Genomic DNA, 18,334 nt, shown 5'->3' with positions numbered 1-18,334 from the left:
AGGGATTCCATGGCTGGAGACAACGCCTGGCTCGAAGCTCTGGGCGTGCGCCACCCGATTTTCGCCGCCCCCATGGCTGGAGGCCCGTCTACACCCGAGCTTGTCGCGGCCGTCAGCAACGCGGGAGGACTCGGGTTTCTCGGCGTCGGTTACCTGTCTCCCGAAGAGACGCGCGCAGCGATTCGGCGCGTGCGCGCATTGACCGATGCTCCGTTCGGCGTGAATGTGTTCATCCCAGAGACGCCGGGAGGAGATGTGCGCGATGCCGTGATCGCGATGAAGATCTGGTTGCGCGAGTGGGTGAACGATCCGGCGGCTGCGGCCGAGATCGACGCCATCGATCCGCGCTTTCCGACGTCTGCCACGTTCGAAGCCCAGATGGACGTGATCCTGGAACCCACATTTCGCGCCGCGCGACAGAAACTTAGCTGGAAACTCGAGCGAGGTAGCCATCTGAGCGTCCGACGACTGTGGGACTGGAAGGGTGTGGGCTATCGAAAGCGCGATCTTTTTGAGAAATGTTCAGTTTTGGAAACCCTGTGCACACGGACCCAAACGTTGATCAAGCCGTTTTTTGCGCTTCCGTGTAGATGCTCAGGTCCATGTTCAGCAGCTTAAGAACCCTCATGATCTGAGGATTATGAGGCGTTGCAGGTACTCGCTGCCACGTGTCGCCGACCTGCATGTGCACGGTCGTCACTCCATCCAGCATCTCGAGGATGGCCAACCCTGTTGGACGAAAACTCTTTCGATTGCCTGGCAGCATGAGCGGTTCCGTTTCCCGCTTCATCTTCTCTCGGATGAGATATTCCAATACGCTATACAAGAGCAGGGATAACAGCATGACGAAACCGAACGCTTTCACCCGTGTCGGCTTATGCAGGTAGATGGGACCCACGTGATACGGGCTTTTCAGATACCGAAAACGCGCCTCCACCTCGTGTTGTTCCTTATACAGGCGGAGGATCTGTTCATCTGACACACGCTGATCATCGCGGATGTCGGTGATGAGCACAAACGTCGCTTCCTTCTCTCGCCACTGCTGAACCCGCTCCTCAGAAGGCGGTAAGATCGCCACTTCCACACGGTACTGTGTATGCACCGGCGGTGGCGGGTCATCTTTGCGCGGGCGACCGCGGCGCGCGCGTTTTGCCTGCACCTGCTCGGCACATATGCGGGCGGAGATGGGATGCAAAGTGGCACGGTGTTCGTGCATGAAGGTCTGCATGGCCATCTGCGCATCTTGTTCACAACTGTAGACGTTTTGGCTCATCGCCTTGGCCGCTTTCTCCAGCGCAGCCTTCTCACGCTTGAGCACCTCTTTGAGCTTACGCTCCTTCCGGGTATCCAGGCTGGAGGAGCGCACCACGACGAATCGATACGTTCGCCCGTACAGCGTGCGACGGAAGGCCTGGATCCTGTAATGGGCGCTGTCTTCCGCCTCAGCGAGCCGACCGACTTCTTTCCAGCTGTTTTCTTTCTCCCATGCCGCTCTCTTCAGGTCCTCGGACAGCTTATACGTCCCCGGCAGTCGTGAGATGAAATGGAAGTCTTCCTCCGCCAAAAGCTCAAGGTTGTCCTTCGTCACCAACGCCGCGTCCGCGACGTAGACGCTTCTCTTTCGCGTCTCCTCATCGAGCTGGCTCAGGAGTTGCTGGATGTTCTCGAAATTCCATGTGTGATCGTCCAAGTTCCCAGGGTTGACGTTCGCGCATAGCCCCAGACCATGGACGGTGCAAAGTCCAAACACAATTTGCTTGAGATCAGGCCGGTGGTCCTTGGAGAATCCCCGGTCAATGCGAAACGCTGTTTGGTCCAGGTACTCGCCTGTCATAGAGAGCGACGTGGTATCCGCATGGATGGGGATGAGTTCGTTGGAATCGCTGAGCACCCGGAGTCTGCGTAGCGTGTGGAGGGCGATACGCGCGTATAATGCCTCGAGACCTGCGTCGTACAAGGCATCCAGAGCCCGGGCCAAAGCGTCATCATGGAGATCGTCTGCGGAGACGCCGCTTCCAAGCAGGACTTCCACATCCCGTTGCGCGTAGAACTCCTCCACCCGGTAGAGGGCTTCGCGATTCGTGCCGATATTAACCAGCAACGCCTTGGTACGCAGCCCGACGGACAGTTTGCTATCCGGACGTGGCACGAACTCGTCGATAATCTCTACCCACTTCAACTCGTCGATCAGTCTGGCTAAAACGGGCGCAGGCCCCATGACATACGAGCGAACTGGACCGAACAACTGGAAAGCCTCCCGCACGAAGATACGACGGGCTATCCAATTCCACGTGTGGAATCAAAATTCCTGTCGAAAATGAACACAAGCCCGAAAAACGGGCGCGAAATGTGGGCTGGAAGAGCGCGCGCCTGTTGTAAGCTTCACGTTTGGCTGTCCTGAAGCCGACACCATTGCGAAGTGGAAAGAAGCGGGGGCGTGCGTGATCGGCACGGCGACCACGCCGGAGGAGGCGGTGGCGCTCGAACGCGCGGGCTGCGACGCGATCGTCGCGCAGGGCTATGAGGCCGGAGGGCACCGCGGCACATTTCTGCCGATGGACGAGACCCGGCTCATCGGAACCCTCGCGCTCGTCCCGCAGGTGGTCGATCGCGTCCGCATACCCGTCATCGCCGCGGGTGGAATCATGGACGGTCGCGGCATCGTCGCGTGTCTCGCATTGGGCGCGGCCGCGGTGCAGATGGGGACGAGTTTCCTGGTGACGGACGAGAGCGGCGCTCACCCGGCGTACAAACGAGCCGTCATGGAGTGGCGGGATCGCGGCACGGCTTTGACGCGGAGCTTTTCTGGCAGACACGCCCGAGGCATCCGCAACGCGTTCATGGAGGCAGTGGACCGAGAGGAGATGGATATCCCGCCGTATCCCCTCCAGAACGCGCTCACCCAACCGATTCGCCGTCGCGCTGCAGAACAGGGCGATGCCGAGCGGATGTCCCTGTGGGCGGGACAGGGCTACCCTATGGCCAAGCCCATGCCCGCAGCGGAAAGGGTTCGGGAACTCGTTCAGCAGATGGAGCGCGTGAAGTCTCTCCTACGCTAAGCGGACGGCCATGCAAAGCGATGGAGCGCCGGCTGTCCAGCACACGCCGGCGCTCCGCACATGGTCAATGCACCACATGCTGCTCCGTCAAATCGTGAACATGCACCTCATAGCGATGGTCCGGGTTTTTAAGATGATACACTTTAGCCTTCTGGGTTCCCTCATCGACGGACTGAATGTACACCTGATGACCCTCGTGTGTCACGTGCGCCATCACGGGCGACGAAGCAATCTCCTTCGCACGCTTAAGGTCCATCTCGACACACCTCCTCGTGATCGCCCTTGAGGTTTCCCCACGTCGCGAGAAACATGCGGGCCGGTTTCTGGCCACTTTGTGGCGATCACGCCAGAAGCCGTCCGATGCTCTAGAGATGTGCCACTGCTGCTGCCGCTTCCTCCGCTTCGTCGTGCTCCTCGCAGTGACATTGGGCAACGCGCTAGCGACGCCCCATGCGTACACAGCGAGCCCTTATGCATGACATGGAGATTTACGAAAACGGATACACTCTCGGCTCTTTCTGCACGGAAATCCACTTCAACGTGGTGAACTCCTCAATGCCCCACTCTCCACAATAACGGCCGATGCCGGAAGCCTTTTCTCCACCAAATGGAACATTGGACTCCACATTGACCGTTTGGTCATTGACGTGAATCATCCCTGTGACAATGCGCTGGGCGACTCGGATGCCGCGCTCAAGATCTCCCGTAAACACTGCCCCGGACAGTCCATAGTCCGACTCGTTTGCGATGTTCACGGCCTCCTCCTCGCTATCCACGGGCAGAATGGCCGCGACCGGGCCGAAGATCTCGTTTTTCGCGATGGGCATGTCGTTAGTCACATCCGCCAGGATGTATGGATACATAAGCAGCCCTTCGAGCTTTCCCTCCAAGACCAGGCGTGCCCCCATCTTCAAGCTCTCGTCGATGAGCCCCATGATCCGTTTTGCCTGGCGCTCGTTGATGAGCGGGCAAATCACCGTCTCGGGGTCTGCCGGATCGCCGACCTTCACCTTTTCGGTCGCTGCCATGAACTTCTCGACAAACTCGTCGTACACCTTGCGATGGACAATCATGCGGTTTGTTGCGATGCAGATCTGGCCTTGGTGAAGATATTTCCCGAACGCCGCCGCGGCAACCGCCTGGTCGACGTCCGCATCGTCGAGCACAATGAACACGTTGTTCCCGCCGAGTTCGAGCGCCACCTTGCGCAGCGATCGCGCCGCGACCTCAGCGATATGCCGACCTGCCGCTGTGGACCCTGTGAACGAGATCACCCGGGGAACCGGATGTTCGACCATCGCGTCTCCGATCTCGTCGAGATCGGCCACCACCACACTCAAGAGCCCTGGTGGAAGCCCTGCCTGCTCAAACAGATCCGCGACAAGGAGTCCGCCGGTGATGGGCGTCTGAGAATCTGCCTTGAGGACGATGGCGTTCCCCGTCGCAAGCGCTGGCGCCACCACGCGGATACTCAGATAAAACGGCCAATTCCACGGTGTGATGGCGCCCACGACTCCGACGGGAGTGCGATACACGCGATTCTCCTTGCCGGGAATCGCGGAAGGGAGGATCACCGCCGTCATTTTGTGCGCATACTCGGCGGCCAACTTGATGTCGCCGATGGAAGCATCCACTTCGATGCTCGCCTTGAGTTGAGAACTTCCCGTTTCCTCGACCAAGTACCGGACGATTTCATCCTTCCGCTGCGCGAGAATACTAGCTGCGCGCTCCATCACCTCGGCGCGAGTGAACGCACTCTCCTCAGCCCATCCTTGCTGTGCGGCCTGGGCCTTTCGATAGGCCTGATCGATGTCTTCCACCGATGCCAGCGGAAATTCCGCGAGGACCTCCTGATTGTATGGATTGCGAACCGTCACCGTTCTGCTGCTCGTCCCAGACCTCCACTCTCCCCCAAGATACAATTTGTTCCATTGAGCGTACTTCACCGATGTTGTGCTCGACACTTTCTCTCACCTCTCCTGGCGTTCTTCGCAAGTGGACGCCCTGTCTCAACACGGCGATTCGGCGACGATAGCGCTTGCACGACATCTCACCACCGTCAATTCGCCATGCAATTCCAATTTTACTGAATACGAGCCTAGGTATTTTTCATCGCGTGTCTCGCGACATTTCGCTTTTTTGACCTCAGCTTGTCGCTCGCTTGCCGCCAACGACACACGAATTCCGTTCTTCGCTCGAAACTTTGCTCGGTTTGCGCTAGGATTGGGGACAGCGTGGAAAGGAGCAAGCGCACATCATGGGCAGTGCGAGTTTGCGTCGGGATCGACGTGCCATAGCCATTCTCATCGCCGTCAACCTCGTGCTGAGGTTCGCGTGGATTTCTTTCATGCACCCCGCGCAACAGGCGGATTTCGCTTGGTACTATGCGCGCGCGGTTGAACTGGCCCACAACGAGGGCTACAACTGGATGGGGCATCCGACAGCCTATTGGCCCATTGGCTGGCCGCTTTTTCTGTCCTTGATCTACCGTGTGACAGGACCGTCCGTGATGGTTGGCCTCGCGGTGAACGTTCTCCTGTCGACTGGCATCGTGTGTCTGATTTACGTGTTGACCCGCGTGCTATTCCACGATTGGCGATCCGCCGCGTGCGCAGCGATGGCCTATACCTTGCTCCCAAGCCAAATCGTATGGAACAGCGTCTTGGGTTCCGAAGAATTGTTCACGCTCCTCCTCGTGCTGTTCTTTGTCCTTTATGTGCGCGGCGCCAGCGATCCACCCAGATTTCGATGGCTGGCCTTCGCGGGCGCGATGATGGGGCTCGCTTGCGATGTCCGGCCCATCCCGTTGGCGTTTCCCGCGTTTTTGTTCATGTACGAGTGGTGGATTGCCAAACCCAGTGGCACATCACCTTTTATCAGGATGGGGTCGCGGGCGGCGCGAGCGCTCGTTCGGGTCCTCTGGGTGACCGTGTTCATGCTGCTCGCGATTCTGCCCGTCACCCTTCGAAATCGTATCGCCATGGGCCACTTCGTCCTCGTGTCCACGAATGGGGGCACGAACTTATGGCAGGGTGTGCACGTCAACGGCGGCTACTGGTGGTCGTACGACCCGTACGTCAACCCTTTGGTGCAAGTGACCAACGAAGTCGCGAAAAACGAGCTTGGGGAACATCTCGCTGAACAATATATCCTGCACCACCCTTGGAAGACCTTTTTGAACGGATGGATCAAGATCTTTGACTTGTACAAGAACGACGTCAACGCGAATTGGTACACCTTCCGCGTGTCGGTCCGATTCCATCCGTTTCTTCATGCCATCGACACGTGCACGACGGTGGCGTATTGGGTCCTCATGGTCCTGAGCTTGCTCGGCATCGCGTATACGTGGATAAGCCGGCGAGATGCTCGCCGGTGGGCCGCGCTTCTTCTGACCTTCGTCGTATACTACACGTGCTTCTTTTTCTTCTTCCCCGCGTGGGACCGGTTCCGCTACCCTCTCATGCCTCTGTTCTCCGTCTTTGCAGGTCCGGCCTGTCTCTGGTTATGGAATCGGTACAAGCATGCGATCCGCCCGCACGGTTGACGCTTGATGCCTCCATCCGCGGGCGGGATCGTCAACGTTTGAGCAATGTGATATTCTAGCTATCAAAGTGATACCGCTTACAAAGGAGGCATTCCGATGCCTAGCCTACAGGCTCTTTCCGTTCGATCGATGTTGCAGCAAATGCGCGCATCGCAGAACCTGGCAGAACAAAGCCTGGAAGTGCAGCGAGCTGGCCTGGATCAAATGGGCCGAACCATTCCCAAGCCCGAAAACGTGAAGGTGGAGCGAACCTCCTTCGGCGGCGTGCCCGGCGAATGGATTGCGATGGCCGATGAGCCCACAGCGCGCGTCATCCTGTATCTGCACGGCGGAGCGTACTACATGGGGAGCTGTGAATCCCACCGAAGCCTCGCATGGCGGCTCGCTCAAGCGTCGGGATCGCGCGTCGCCCTCATCGAGTACCGACTTGCCCCCGAGCACAAGTTTCCAGCCACAGTCGAGGACGCCGTGAAAGCGTACGAGTCCCTTCTCGCACAAGGCATCGCACCAGACCGAATCGCTATCGCCGGAGACTCCGCCGGAGGCGGCCTGACGATGGCCACGCTCATCTCGCTGCGCGACGCGGGCAAACCACTCCCAGCGTGCGCCGCACTCCTCTCGCCTTGGACGGATTTGGCAGGTACGGGTCCGTCCATGGAATCGCGAGCCGCACACGACCCCTGGCTTGATCCAGAAGGGATCCGCAAGGCGCCGCTTTTGTACTGCAGCGCGGAACAGCTGACGCATCCGCTCGTGTCGCCTCTCTACGCCGATCTCGCCGGATTGCCACCGATCCTCATTCACGTGGGCCACGACGAGTGCCTGCTCGACGACTCCGTGAGACTGCACGAAAAGCTCCGGCAGGCCGGTGTCGATGCACGATTGCATGTCTGGGAGGACATGTGGCACGTGTTTCACAGCTTCCCAATACCGGAGGCGGACGAGGCGCTGAAAGAAATCGGAGATTTCATGAAGGAGAAGATTCCGGATTAAGGCGATGGCCGGGCCCGTGCAGCCGCCCTGGAGCAGCGCCGGGCCCGGCACGCCGCGACTTGGCGCCAATCGTGTCCGAATCTGCGCGGCGCATTCGCATGAAACAGGATCAGGTTTCCGTTGGTGTTTGCGTTGACGTAGCCGAACGCCCGTCTTCGGGAACACTGCTGTTGTCAAATATTTCAATTTGCGTGCAGTTCGTTTGTTGAAGCGCGTAGTAAGCCTTGGTCACGAGGTCAGACGGGCCGCTGACCATCACCAGGTACTCGCCCTCTTTGATGGAACGCTCGAATTGGACCGCTTTTTCGTGTTTCAGTCCCCAGCCGACGAGCAATCCTGCCAGCCCGCCAAACAAGGCCCCCTCCACCGCCGAGGTTAACGCGTACGCGATGGGTCCAAAAAGGAGCAACGGCCCCGTCACCGGCGCGAAAAACACGGTGAATCCCAGGAGCAAGCCGAGCATGCCGCCCCACAGCGCGCCGAATTTGCTGCCCTCCTTCGCCACGCCGCGGATGGTGGTGAAGCCAAGCGGACGATCTTCGATCGAGAAATTCTTCCCGACAAGTGAGATGTGCTGCGCCGGGATCTGCCTTTCCAGCAACATTTCGACCGCCTTTTCCGCGTCGGCATACGACTTGTACGTCGCAGCGACATGGTCGGTATGGCGATCGTGCAATCCTTGCGTCGATATCTCTTGATTTTCTGTATGTTCCATTTGCACACTCCTCAATCGCCCGCGCAGACTCGGACAGCCCCAGTGTATCAGGGCCCAAACGCATGAGCAAATCTGGCCGACCTCCACAGTGCTCCTCCGAACCTCGCAAAGAGCGATGGGCAGAAAGAGGGCAGAAGAGAACCGTGAATTTCAAAAAGAGATGAACGGGCGAGACCTGGACGGTCTCGCCCGTTCATCTCTTTTTGGCGGAGAGGGTGGGATTCGAACCCACGGTGCCCTTGCGGACACGGCGGTTTTCAAGACCGCTGACTTCAACCACTCGCCCACCTCTCCACATGACAACGAAGGAGAGGTCAGACCTCCCCTCCACCTGGAGCGGAAGACGGGATTCGAACCCGCGACCCTCGCCTTGGCAAGGCGATGCTCTACCCCTGAGCTACTTCCGCATATGTCTGCGTCCAAACGCAGCTATACTTTACATCGACGTTGAGACGCCTGTCAACTCCTCGCGATCACTCAGCTAAAATCTAACCGAAAGGAAGGTGGCTCACTCACTTCGAATTCTTACCGAAGGGTGCGTGCATGGAAATGTCTCTTGGTTCTCGCCGCGAATATCTTGGGGTCATGCGCGCCCGATACGCAGAGGCGAAATCTAGACGCGAAAAATCGCGGATTCTCGATGAGATTCAGTCCGCGCTCGGCTATGCCCGGAAACATGCCATTGCCGTGATGCATCCGAAGCCGCCGCGCTGTGCCAAACCACGCAAACCGCGGCCACAGCGCTACCAAGCAGCCATGCCCGTCATTCAACTCGTCTGGGAAGCTCTTGATTACCCCTGCGCTGAACGGCTCCACCCCGTGCTCCTCTCGACAGCGCAACAACTCGCTCACCATGGCGAACTTCGTCTTACGGCCGAAATCGAGCATGACTTGCAAAACATCAGTCGTGCCACACTCGCTCGGCGCATCTCACGATGGCAACGCCCAAGCGCGCGGCGCGTACCCACAGGCCGTCGACTGGCTTCCAGGTTGCGGAGTGAAATCCCTGTGCAATCCTACGCTTGGAACGAAGAACGGCCCGGCGCGTTGGAAATTGACCTGGTTCAACATGACGGTGGCTCCGCCTTGGGGCACTTTGCCTACACGCTTTCTGTCGTGGATGTGGTCACGGGATACAGTCGGCGCCGAGCTGTACTCGGTCGTGGTCAACCCGGCGTTCTCGACGCGCTCCGTCGCATCGTCGAGGAGTGGCCATACCCTGTCTGGGCCATTCATTCGGACAACGGCTCCGAGTTCATCAATGGACACCTTCAGGCGTTCGTCCGTGAGCGAGGTCTTCAGTACACCCGTAGCCGCCCTTACCAGAAGAACGACAATCCGCATGTCGAGCAGAAAAACCGCTTCCTGGTGCGCGAGGTCGTGGGCTACAGTCGATACGACACGCCTCAGGATGTGACGTGGCTGAACACCGTGTACCAATGGCTCGACGTCTATGCGAACGCCTGCTTGCCCATGCGAAAACTCATCCAGAAAACGCGCGAAGAAGGGCGCGTGCGCAAGCGATACGATCAAGCGGAAACACCCGTGCAACGCATGCTGAACGCCAGGATTTTACCAGCATCTTCCCACGCGGCCTGGGAGCGCTGGATTCTTTCGCTCAATCCGCTGCAAATGCATCGTCAGCTGGAAACCCTCGTTGCGCAGGGCTCAAGCGGCGAGTCGATTACTCCGGACCCTCCGACTCCACCCAGCACTACGGCCTGTGGATTTGATGGACAACCCTGCGGGTTGACCACAACTCCACAGGCTCGATGAGGGGAAGCCGCTTCGCTCCTCCCCTCTGGCCTTCGGCCATTCACCCCTCCCACTCCTACATCAGAGGGAGGATCGAAAGTTAGATTTTTTGGTGAGTGATCACCTATCCGTTCGGTAAGATTTTTTCGTGAGTTGACACGCTCCTCGAGCCGCTCGACATCTCCACAAAACGTCACAAAGGCGAGCGCCGACCCCGGAAATTTTGATACAAATGGCCGCGCCCCGAGCGCTATAATATCGTCAAGGCGAGTTCATCAACAAGGGGAGATCCGGGTTGCCAGCCATTCCGCAGTGGGTTGTGTACGCTGCCGCCGTCGTGTTCCCCATTTTGGCCTTTGCGCTGACACCGCCCAGCATATGGGTCAACCGACTCGTTTCGTCGCTGTCCATCCATCCGACGTTTGATGTCTCGCGCGTGACATCGGTCAATGTGTACGGAACGGAACTTCGCGGGCGCGATCGCGACCGATTTCTTCACGCGTTTAACCAGGCGGATTTCCTGTTTGAGCGGGGCATGATACCCGAACTTAACTATAATCCGATTTTCATCCGCGTCAAAGAGGGCAAGCGGATGTATGAGTTCACCGCGTACCTCTACGGAGACGGCATGGTCCAAATGGTCCGGCACAAACGGAAAAAGAATGTTCCCTATCGCGTATCATCCCAACAGTTGGAGCTGGTGCTCCAATCCTGCGTTCGGGATCCCTGGTGGGTGAGCTGAGCCGCTTGCCGCGCTTCAAGAGGATTTCAAGCATCGCATGTTACGTTCGAACCGTACCGCGTCCATTCCAGTTTCGGTACGGAGGTGGCAAGGATGGCAAGGTTCACGCACCGAAAGGCCCTTCTTGGATCAGCCGCTCTGTTGTCGACCTTCGCCGTGGGCGGGGGTGTGGTGTTTGCCGCAGCGGACCATGGCACGAAGGCTGTTCGCGCTGCGAATGACAACACCAACTCGTCGATGCGCGCGGATTGGCAAGTTCTCCGCACGCTGAGGCAGGATCTGTTGACCGAACTGGCGCAGGAACTGAACCTGACACCTGCAGTCCTTCACCAAGACTTGCAAGATGGCAAGACCATTGCGCAACTCGCGTCACAGGCAGGCGTCTCCACATCGACGCTTGTCGCAAATCTCGAAAACAAAGCCGCATCGGACCTTCAGGCAGATGTGGCGAGCGGCGCGCTCACGAGTGAACAGGCGTCGCACCTCGAATCCCGGGTCGATCGCGCCATTCAAGCGTGGGTGAATGGAAAGTGGCCGGCTGGATGGGACAAGGTGCGTCCGCGCGGAATGGGCGCATGGCGCCGCGACCTGATTGCGACCGCCGCTCAGGACTTGCACCTGTCGACCTCGTCGCTCATCGCGGACTTGCGTAAGGGACAAACGCTCGCCGAAATCGCTGCGGTTCAGGGCGTCTCCACGTCGACGCTCATCTCCGACCTCGAGAATGCGGCGCAAGCCGACATCCAACAAGCCGTTTCCGATGGAAAGATCAGCGCGAGCGAGGCACAGGCGATGTCGGGGCGGATCGACACGTGGATCACCGACTGGGTCAACGGCACGCTTCCTCATCCTTCAGGCGCCCATCTGCCAGGCGCGCAGCCGACGTCGTCGACAACCGCTATCAACACGGCTTCCAACACGTGAGGCGCGGTTCCTGCAGGGCCCCGATACCAGGTCGGGGCCTTTGCTGTGACCGCCGGATGGCGTCCCCGTAGCATCGGTGGGTCTCTGACGTTCCACAGAGCTCCGTCAAGTTTCAGAAACCCAAGATCACCCTTTGATTTTCCACAAGGAGCGCCATCTATGAAACGACTTCACCCACGGCCCTTCCTTTTGAGCCATTGACCCTCCGCGCGATCCATGATTCTCGTAATGAATGAGCTTGCGCTTCCTGCTACGCTTTCAGTGCACCACTCACACCAAGATCACGCCGAATCCTGCAAAGCGCAGGTACGGGGGACAAGCGGGCTTCATGCCCAGGGGTGAATTGCGCCATCGGCGCATAGGGGGACTCTTCCACCCGAACCCGTCAACTAACCTCGGAGGCTACAGGAGGAGAAGCATGCTGCCGAAACGAACGTCTCTTGGAGCGATTGCCGCGACTGCCGCCACCCTTGCGACGCTGACCTTGGGCGGCTGCACCGCCCTCGCGCAAACTGCGCTGCCGCCCGGGGTTCGTCTCGATCCGTCCATTCAACCTCTCGCTTCGGAAAACGCGTCGTACCAGCAGAAAACGCAGGCGGTCCTGGAGGTGGCCGAGAGCAAAATCGGCACGCCCTACATCTGGGGCCACAACGAAGACCGCGGGCAGTACGGATTCGACTGCTCGAACTTCGTCGAGTACGTGTATCACCACGCCCTTGGATATCGCTTCACGACCTCTTCCCGCCTTCAGTACCAAGAGGTCGGTTGGCGCGTCCCATTCAGCGACCTGAAGCCTGGCGACCTGCTGATCTTCGACCACGGCGGTCACGTCGGGATTTATGCGGGCAACGGAGAGATGATTCAATGTGGCGGCGGGCTCGGCCGCGTGGGCTTCCTCAGCGTGCGGCCGGGATCGTACTGGTATCGGCACCTGTCCGCCGTTCGACAAATGTACACCTGAAGCACACTTCGCCCGGCTGCGTGGCTCCACTGCCTCGGCCGGGCGAATCCATTCTACGGAACCCCTCCGGCATTGCATAATTTGCCCTTCCATGCACATCTTACAACCATGAACCGATCCCGATGCATAGGTATGTGCCTCACACTGATCTGTGCAGCCGCTTGTTGGTGCTCGAGCGCCGCGCCGGCGCGCGGAACGCCGGTGGCGAAGCAGGAGCGCGCGGCCGCGCACGCGGAGCCGGCGTCGTGGCGGTCGGAACCGGAGGCCATCACGGTGTTCGGGCGCAGCTACGACATTCGCCGGTGCCGCAAGCTGACCGACACGTTTGTCGTCACGGCTTACAACCTGGATCGATTCTCCACAGGGAAGGACCCTGGCGATCCGGGCTTTGGCGTGACGAGCACCGGGCGGCCCGCCGTGATCGGGCGGACGGTTGCCGTCGATCCGGCGGTGATCCCTTACGGCAGCCTGCTCTACATCGAGGGCGTGGGCTGGCGAATCGCGGAAGACACGGGAGGTGCGATTCGAGGCCATCACATCGACGTGCTCATGCCGTCGCGGAAACATGCCTTGCAGTTTGGGGTGAAGCGCAACTGCCGGGTGACCGTGTACATCCCGGACGATCTCGACGACGTCTAGTTGTTGCGCAAAAACTCGCGAATCTGGTCCATGAAAGGAGCGAACAGATCCGCGTAACGCGAGACGGCCTCGCGCACGTCCGTCGGCGTGATGCGGGCGTGATCGCGAAGCAGGCGAGATCGGAAGTCGATCACGCCGGTGAAGACGTCGAACCACCGCGCGTCGAGGACCTCTTCCTCGACGAGGACTTTGACGATATCGGCGTAGCCGCCGGGATCGCGCATCACGAGTGCGTCGATGATGAGCGATGCGATGTCCGTGACGTATTCGACGCTCGTCCACAGCGCGCGCTCGGCGGCGAGCCGCCACGTGAGATCGAGTTCCCACGCGTCCTCTCGCTCGGCCAATTCCCCCAACCATGCGGCCCGAACGCCGAGCGCCTCAAGCCACGCCTCGATTTGCCGCTTATGACCTTTGGTCAAAAACACCGTCTCACCTCACTTGAGCGCGCAAAGCCACTTCCGTGAAGAGCCTTGCAAACACCTCGTCTTGCACAATGGGGCTTCGATCGGCTTCGGGAAAGGCATTCATGCCCTGAGCCCAAGGCACGAGTCGAACAGCCGTCGTCTCCGACGTCGGAGGCCGAGCCTTCACGTCGTGCACATCGGCCAGATACACCCATTTGCTTGCCTCGCGGCCGTCGCGCAGGACAATGGTGTACTGTGCGAGCCAGCCGAGGTTCTCGAGCAGGGCGCCCGCCTCTTCAAACGCTTCGCGCCGCGCTGCGGCGTCCGGCGTCTCGCCAGGTTCCACCTTGCCCCCGGGAAGTTCCCAACCTCGCGCGTGATGACGCACCCACACGCAGCCGTCGAACAGCCTCGCAAAGACGAGCACCGAATGCGGCGCCGGATCGCGCAGGGCGAGATCGAAGGTCAAATTCTTGGCTGGCGCAAACCGCTCGCCCTCCACGTCACCACCACCTGCCGAACGCAATTCCGATGACGAGGCCAATCAGGCCGCCCACGACGATCTCGGCCGGTTCGTGCCCAAGGATCTCCTTCAGGCGTTCTCCCTCGGGCTGTCCCGCGACGGCTGACTCCGATCGCTGCGAAAACTCCATCGCGATCCGATTCAGCAGGACGGCGTGCTCGCCCGCGTGACGCCGAATGCCTCCGGCATCGTACATCACAATCGCGGCGAAGACCACCGCGACGGCGAAAATGGGGGACGTCGGGCCGACAACAAACCAGAGGGCGCTGGCAAGGGCCACCACGCCCGCCGAGTGGGAGCTCGGCATGCCCCCCGCCCCAAAGACGCGGCTCCAATCCCAGGCGCGCGTCGTCACGAAATGGATGGGAACCTTCAGGATCTGGGTCACCACGATGGCGCAGATGGCGGCCATCAGCGCGGTATTTCCCCATAACCCCTGCAGAAAATGCAGAAGATCGGGCATTCAGGGGCCTCCTCGAGAAGCGAGGCGCCGATGGTCGGCGCCCCGCGGAATGTCCACTCTTCACTTTACCACGCCTGAATTTCGGTGACCATATCCTTGTCCAGCGCCTTCACCATGGCGGTGACAAGCCGAATCGCCTGGAGATAGTCGTCCTCGTGCACGACACCGTTGTGGCTGTGGATGTAGCGCGTCGCGAAGCCGATGTTGACGCTCGGCACGCCGATGCCGTGCAGGTGGAACGATCCCGCGTCCGTACCTCCGCCGGCCAGGCTGCTGAGTTGGACGGGGATGTTTTCCGTCGCGGCGATGTCCAGCACGAAATCGCGGAAGCGGTTGTTCGGGATCATGGAGTGATCGTAAATCATGAGCAGCGGCCCCTTGCCCGCGTCGCCGAGGTGCTGGCGCTCCCCGCTCTCAATCCCGGGCGTGTCGCCGGCCACGCCGACGTCGATCGAGATCGCGATGTCCGGATCGACCAGATGGACGAGCGTTTTCGCGCCGCGCAGGCCGACCTCCTCCTGGGCCGTGGCGCCTGCAAACACGATGTTCGGATGGGCCTGCCCTTGCAGTTCCTTCAACACGCAGAGCGCGGTGGCGCAGCCGAGCCGGTTGTCGAGCGCCTTCGACACGTACATCTTCGGATTGCCGAGCTGCGTGAACGGGGAGTACGGGACGATGGCGTCGCCCGGGCGCACGCCCATTTCCTCTGCGTGCTCCTTGCTCGTGGCCCCGATGTCCACGAACACGTCCTTGAGCTCGACCACCTTCTTTCGCTCGTCCGCCGGCAAAATGTGGGGAGGTTTCGAACCCGTCACCCCGAGCAGCGGTCCCTTGCGCGTTTGCACGATGACGCGCTGCGCCAGCACGACCTGCGACCACCACCCGCCGATGGGCTGGAACTTCAGGAACCCCTCGGAGGTGATGTGCGTGACCATGAAGCCGATTTCATCGAGGTGGCCAGCGATGAGCACCTTGGGTCCATTCGGATCGCCCGTCTTGCGTCCGACCACACCGCCGGTGCGATCGCGCAACAGTTCCTCGGAAAGCGGCCTGAGGCGCTCTTCGAACAGCTTGCGGACGCCGGATTCGTAGCCCGAGATTCCATGGGCGTCGCAGAGATCGCGCAAGACTTCGACATGTGGATGCATCGATGGTTCTCCCTTCTGCGCCGAATGTCACACCGTCACTCATGATATCACAACCGCGATTGGACAAGGGGCGCGCACCCTTGGCACTTTCGGCTCATACGATGCAGAGGACTCGAGGAGGAGAGATGCGGATGGTGCGCGTGGAGCCTATGTGGATTGAAGGATATCCCTTCACTGCGGTGCAGGTCGAACTGCCGAAGACGACGCTCCTCGCTATCGCGAATTCCGTTGGGTACGCGATGTGCGGTGCGCTGGACGTGCAGCTCTTGCGAACGAAGCTGAGAAGTCGCAACGTCGTCGCCATGCGCGCAACAGGTGTGCGCACGCTGGAGGAGTTGCTCGCGGCGCCTGTGGAGAGCCAGACCCAGGCCGCTGAGGAGCTCGGTATTCATTCCGGCATGCCCATGCGCGAGGCGCTGGCGACGCTCGGACGTGCCGCGCAGAACGGATAATCCGTTCTGCGGGCGGACAAGCCTATCTGAACTCGACTTCCCCCCACTTCGTCCTTGAGTTGTGACGCAAACCAGGTACCATGGGAGACAGGCCTGTCCCCTCAACGCTCAAGGAACGGAGGATGAACGTGTCGCATCTGACCACGCTTGTGATTCATCACGGTCTTCTCGGCATCTTCCTGTTGATGGCCCTCGAGAGCTGCTGCATTCCCATTCCCTCCGAGGTCGTGATGCCGCTCGCCGGCTTCCTCGCCTATCGGCACCTTCTTGGCTTTTGGCCCGCCGTCGCGGTGGCCACGGTGGCCAATGTCGTGGGAAGCCTCGTCGCGTACGCCATCGGCAACTACGCCGGCCGCGCCTTCGTGCTTCGCTACGGCCGATACGTGGGTCTCACGCCCCGCCACCTGGAACGCGCAGAACGCTGGTTCCATCGATTCGGCGAAGCGACGGTCTTCTTTGGGCGCATGGTGCCCGCCGTGCGCACGTTCGTATCCCTGCCCGCGGGCTTCGCGCGGATGTCCGTCGCGCAATTTGTCCTCTTCAGCCTGCTCGGGTCGTTCGTGTGGAACCTCGCGCTCGTGTACGGCGGTTACCAGCTGAACAAACAATGGCAGCTCCTGGCCGATCACGTCAAACCCTTCACGTACCTCGGCGCCGCGATCCTCGTGGCCGCCCTGCTCTGGTTCTGGTTGCGCCGGCGCGCGGGTCAGAACGCCGAATAGGCGATGGAGCGCACGCGCGCGGAAAGCGGATGGGCGGGATCCAGCATCTCTTTCGGCAGAAACAGCCGCTCCTCCCGGCTCGGCACCAGCGTGCGAATGAGCTTCGAAGCCTGGCTCAGGTCCTCCACGCGGCCGTTCGCGTCGCGCAGGAGCAGTCCCTGACCAATGACGTCATACCCCGGGATCTTACACGCGCGCAGCGAGACATAGTAGTCCGGGTGAAATCCCATCGCCTTGGCCGTGGTGCGCAACAGGGCGAGATCATCGACTGGCGTCGATCCCTGGCGCACCACGGGCGCGAACAGACGCCGGTGGAGGAAGCGCTCGGCGAGATCGCGGAGAATGGGATCCGGGTTTTCCGCAAACGTGTGAAAGGCGTACAGCAAGACCGACTCATCCAGCCGGATGTACCACGACACGTCCTCCATGTCATCCTGAAGCACGCGCCTGAGAGGCTCCGGCATGGCGATCCGCTCTCCCTGCGCAATGAGGTCCTTCGCTCGAACGAGGATATTTTCGACGAGGACGTCGCTTCCCACCGTGACCGGGTGCAGATAGACCTGGACGTACATGAAGTACCTCGCCAACAGGTACTGTTCTACAGTATGTAGATTTTGACGTTTGACGTAGATGCGCCCGTCCCAATACGTCAGCGAGCGGATGAGCCTGGCGAGTTCGAACAAACCGTATGACACGCCGGTGGCTTCGGCGTCCCGCAGCATGTAATCCATTCGATCCACGTCGAGCTGGCTCGAGATGAGCGACTCCACGGCGGGATACCGGCTTTCGCGGCGGAGGACGCGGACGAGATCGAGCGCGAATTCGTCGTCCACAGCGTCGAGCACGGACCGCAGGGCGGGATCCTCCAGAATGATCCGATGCGTCCACTCCTCGTGCTGCACGCCGAGCACGGATTCGAACGTGTGAGAGAATGGGCCGTGTCCGATGTCGTGCAGAAGCGCCGCGGCCAGCGCCAACCGGATTTCGCGCGGATCGGTCGGCCAGCCGCATTCGCGCTGCAGATGGTACAGCACCCGGCGCATCGTCTCATAGGCGCCCAGGGAATGGGCGAATCGGGAGTGCTCCGCGCCGTGGAACGTCAGAAACGAGGTCCCAAGCTGGCGGATGCGCCGCAGGCGTTGGAACGCGGGCACGTTCACCAGCGCCCACAGGAGCGGATCGTCAAACAGGATCTCGTCGTGAACCGGATCTTTTAGGACTTTTTCGAACACGTGGCGCCCCCCAAACGTCGGCCTACGCGGCAACGGGCCGACCGAAGCGCACATT

General features: G+C 60.3%; 20 protein-coding genes, 2 tRNA genes and 1 riboswitch. Of the genes, 11 read left to right on the top strand and 11 right to left on the bottom strand.

Going from position 1 to position 18,334, the window contains the following annotated elements; translation table 11 throughout:
- Positions 1–9: 9 nt before the first annotated feature.
- Positions 10–618 (top strand): NAD(P)H-dependent flavin oxidoreductase, encoded by a 609-nt coding sequence (locus tag AACI_RS17240; RefSeq protein WP_394295643.1) that lies wholly within the window; start codon positions 10–12, stop codon positions 616–618.
- Here the strand turns inward: AACI_RS17240 and AACI_RS05295 are convergent.
- Positions 563–2,263 (bottom strand): IS1634 family transposase, encoded by a 1,701-nt coding sequence (locus AACI_RS05295; RefSeq protein ID WP_041707247.1) that lies wholly within the window; start codon positions 2,261–2,263, stop codon positions 563–565. The two genes, AACI_RS17240 and AACI_RS05295, sit on opposite strands and share 56 nt — an antisense overlap.
- Positions 2,264–2,354: 91 nt before the next feature.
- On the opposite strand from AACI_RS05295, the gene AACI_RS05290 reads away from it, so the two are divergent.
- Positions 2,355–3,059, top strand: a complete 705-nt coding sequence (locus AACI_RS05290; RefSeq protein WP_342626159.1) for an NAD(P)H-dependent flavin oxidoreductase — start codon at positions 2,355–2,357, stop codon at positions 3,057–3,059.
- Positions 3,060–3,123: 64 nt separating this feature from the next.
- Here the strand turns inward: AACI_RS05290 and AACI_RS05285 are convergent, their stop codons facing one another.
- Positions 3,124–3,315 (bottom strand): H-type small acid-soluble spore protein, encoded by a 192-nt coding sequence (locus AACI_RS05285; RefSeq protein ID WP_012810439.1) that lies wholly within the window; start codon positions 3,313–3,315, stop codon positions 3,124–3,126.
- A gap of 232 nt (positions 3,316–3,547) precedes the next feature.
- Entirely contained in the window at positions 3,548–5,023 is a 1,476-nt protein-coding gene (locus AACI_RS05280; protein ID WP_012810438.1) for an aldehyde dehydrogenase family protein, read from the bottom strand.
- 293 nt (positions 5,024–5,316) lie between these two features.
- On the opposite strand from AACI_RS05280, the gene AACI_RS05275 reads away from it, so the two are divergent.
- Both AACI_RS05275 and AACI_RS05270 read left to right on the top strand, forming a co-directional pair.
- On the top strand, positions 5,317–6,603 hold the full coding sequence (locus AACI_RS05275; RefSeq protein WP_012810437.1) for a glycosyltransferase family 39 protein: 1,287 nt from the start codon (positions 5,317–5,319) through the stop codon (positions 6,601–6,603).
- A 96-nt stretch (positions 6,604–6,699) separates the two neighbouring features.
- A complete protein-coding gene (locus AACI_RS05270; RefSeq protein ID WP_012810436.1) occupies positions 6,700–7,596 on the top strand; it encodes an alpha/beta hydrolase in 897 nt (298 codons plus the stop codon).
- A gap of 109 nt (positions 7,597–7,705) precedes the next feature.
- On the opposite strand, the gene AACI_RS05265 is transcribed toward AACI_RS05270, so the two are convergent.
- From AACI_RS05265 to AACI_RS05255, 3 genes are all read right to left on the bottom strand, one after another.
- Entirely contained in the window at positions 7,706–8,311 is a 606-nt protein-coding gene (locus tag AACI_RS05265; protein ID WP_012810435.1) for a general stress protein, read from the bottom strand.
- Positions 8,312–8,515: 204 nt separating this feature from the next.
- Positions 8,516–8,605: transfer RNA gene (locus tag AACI_RS05260), tRNA-Ser, on the bottom strand.
- Positions 8,606–8,643: 38 nt separating this feature from the next.
- A tRNA-Gly gene (locus AACI_RS05255) sits at positions 8,644–8,718 on the bottom strand.
- A gap of 136 nt (positions 8,719–8,854) precedes the next feature.
- Between AACI_RS05255 and AACI_RS05250 the strand changes: the two genes are divergently transcribed.
- From AACI_RS05250 to AACI_RS05230, 5 genes are all read left to right on the top strand, one after another.
- Entirely contained in the window at positions 8,855–10,087 is a 1,233-nt protein-coding gene (locus AACI_RS05250) for a DDE-type integrase/transposase/recombinase (protein WP_012810434.1), read from the top strand.
- A gap of 274 nt (positions 10,088–10,361) precedes the next feature.
- Positions 10,362–10,808, top strand: coding sequence for a YfmQ family protein (locus AACI_RS05245; RefSeq protein WP_012810433.1), 447 nt, complete (start codon positions 10,362–10,364; stop codon positions 10,806–10,808).
- Between the two features lie 93 nt (positions 10,809–10,901).
- Positions 10,902–11,732: a hypothetical protein gene (locus AACI_RS05240; RefSeq protein WP_012810432.1), complete on the top strand. Its 831-nt coding sequence runs from the start codon at positions 10,902–10,904 to the stop codon at positions 11,730–11,732.
- A gap of 274 nt (positions 11,733–12,006) precedes the next feature.
- A riboswitch (cyclic di-AMP (ydaO/yuaA leader) is annotated at positions 12,007–12,151 on the top strand.
- Positions 12,151–12,693, top strand: coding sequence for a C40 family peptidase (locus tag AACI_RS05235; protein WP_012810431.1), 543 nt, complete (start codon positions 12,151–12,153; stop codon positions 12,691–12,693). Its footprint overlaps the riboswitch before it by 1 nt.
- Positions 12,694–12,825: 132 nt before the next feature.
- A complete protein-coding gene (locus AACI_RS05230; RefSeq protein ID WP_245530717.1) occupies positions 12,826–13,332 on the top strand; it encodes a 3D domain-containing protein in 507 nt (168 codons plus the stop codon).
- On the opposite strand, the gene AACI_RS05225 is transcribed toward AACI_RS05230, so the two are convergent.
- From AACI_RS05225 to AACI_RS05210, 4 genes are all read right to left on the bottom strand, one after another.
- On the bottom strand, positions 13,329–13,760 hold the full coding sequence (locus tag AACI_RS05225; RefSeq protein WP_012810429.1) for a DUF86 domain-containing protein: 432 nt from the start codon (positions 13,758–13,760) through the stop codon (positions 13,329–13,331). The genes AACI_RS05230 and AACI_RS05225 overlap by 4 nt on opposite strands.
- Positions 13,761–13,764: 4 nt before the next feature.
- Positions 13,765–14,241 (bottom strand): NUDIX domain-containing protein, encoded by a 477-nt coding sequence (locus tag AACI_RS05220; protein ID WP_012810428.1) that lies wholly within the window; start codon positions 14,239–14,241, stop codon positions 13,765–13,767.
- A 1-nt stretch (position 14,242) separates the two neighbouring features.
- Entirely contained in the window at positions 14,243–14,725 is a 483-nt protein-coding gene (locus AACI_RS05215) for a divergent PAP2 family protein (RefSeq protein ID WP_012810427.1), read from the bottom strand.
- Positions 14,726–14,790: 65 nt separating this feature from the next.
- Complete coding sequence (locus tag AACI_RS05210; RefSeq protein ID WP_012810426.1) at positions 14,791–15,873, bottom strand: M42 family metallopeptidase; 1,083 nt, start codon at positions 15,871–15,873, stop codon at positions 14,791–14,793.
- A 131-nt stretch (positions 15,874–16,004) separates the two neighbouring features.
- On the opposite strand from AACI_RS05210, the gene AACI_RS05205 reads away from it, so the two are divergent.
- Positions 16,005–16,325 carry a YunC family protein gene (locus AACI_RS05205; protein WP_012810425.1) on the top strand — a complete coding sequence of 107 codons (321 nt, stop codon included), beginning with the start codon at positions 16,005–16,007 and terminating at the stop codon, positions 16,323–16,325.
- Between the two features lie 122 nt (positions 16,326–16,447).
- Positions 16,448–17,047: a DedA family protein gene (locus AACI_RS05200; protein ID WP_245530716.1), complete on the top strand. Its 600-nt coding sequence runs from the start codon at positions 16,448–16,450 to the stop codon at positions 17,045–17,047.
- On the opposite strand, the gene AACI_RS05195 is transcribed toward AACI_RS05200, so the two are convergent.
- Positions 17,032–18,279: an HD domain-containing protein gene (locus AACI_RS05195; protein ID WP_012810423.1), complete on the bottom strand. Its 1,248-nt coding sequence runs from the start codon at positions 18,277–18,279 to the stop codon at positions 17,032–17,034. The two genes, AACI_RS05200 and AACI_RS05195, sit on opposite strands and share 16 nt — an antisense overlap.
- Between the last annotated feature and the right edge of the window lie 55 nt (positions 18,280–18,334).

This window comes from Alicyclobacillus acidocaldarius subsp. acidocaldarius DSM 446, assembly GCF_000024285.1.
Lineage (GTDB): Bacteria > Bacillota > Bacilli > Alicyclobacillales > Alicyclobacillaceae > Alicyclobacillus > Alicyclobacillus acidocaldarius.
The sequence above is the reverse complement of the archived record's forward strand: the minus strand, read 5'-3'. Positions and strand labels throughout refer to the sequence as shown.

What these genes read in the sequence shown, in the direction of transcription:
- AACI_RS17240 (WP_394295643.1), top strand. Translation starts at nt 10, where the DNA reads ATGGCTGGAGACAACGCCTGGCTCGAAGCTCTGGGCGTGCGCCACCCG.
- AACI_RS05285 (WP_012810439.1), bottom strand. Translation starts at nt 3,315, where the DNA reads ATGGACCTTAAGCGTGCGAAGGAGATTGCTTCGTCGCCCGTGATGGCG.
- AACI_RS05275 (WP_012810437.1), top strand. Translation starts at nt 5,317, where the DNA reads ATGGGCAGTGCGAGTTTGCGTCGGGATCGACGTGCCATAGCCATTCTC.
- AACI_RS05270 (WP_012810436.1), top strand. Translation starts at nt 6,700, where the DNA reads ATGCCTAGCCTACAGGCTCTTTCCGTTCGATCGATGTTGCAGCAAATG.
- AACI_RS05265 (WP_012810435.1), bottom strand. Translation starts at nt 8,311, where the DNA reads ATGGAACATACAGAAAATCAAGAGATATCGACGCAAGGATTGCACGAT.
- AACI_RS05250 (WP_012810434.1), top strand. Translation starts at nt 8,855, where the DNA reads ATGGAAATGTCTCTTGGTTCTCGCCGCGAATATCTTGGGGTCATGCGC.
- AACI_RS05240 (WP_012810432.1), top strand. Translation starts at nt 10,902, where the DNA reads ATGGCAAGGTTCACGCACCGAAAGGCCCTTCTTGGATCAGCCGCTCTG.
- AACI_RS05235 (WP_012810431.1), top strand. Translation starts at nt 12,151, where the DNA reads ATGCTGCCGAAACGAACGTCTCTTGGAGCGATTGCCGCGACTGCCGCC.
- AACI_RS05230 (WP_245530717.1), top strand. Translation starts at nt 12,826, where the DNA reads ATGTGCCTCACACTGATCTGTGCAGCCGCTTGTTGGTGCTCGAGCGCC.
- AACI_RS05215 (WP_012810427.1), bottom strand. Translation starts at nt 14,725, where the DNA reads ATGCCCGATCTTCTGCATTTTCTGCAGGGGTTATGGGGAAATACCGCG.
- AACI_RS05210 (WP_012810426.1), bottom strand. Translation starts at nt 15,873, where the DNA reads ATGCATCCACATGTCGAAGTCTTGCGCGATCTCTGCGACGCCCATGGA.
- AACI_RS05205 (WP_012810425.1), top strand. Translation starts at nt 16,005, where the DNA reads ATGGTGCGCGTGGAGCCTATGTGGATTGAAGGATATCCCTTCACTGCG.
- AACI_RS05200 (WP_245530716.1), top strand. Translation starts at nt 16,448, where the DNA reads ATGAACGTGTCGCATCTGACCACGCTTGTGATTCATCACGGTCTTCTC.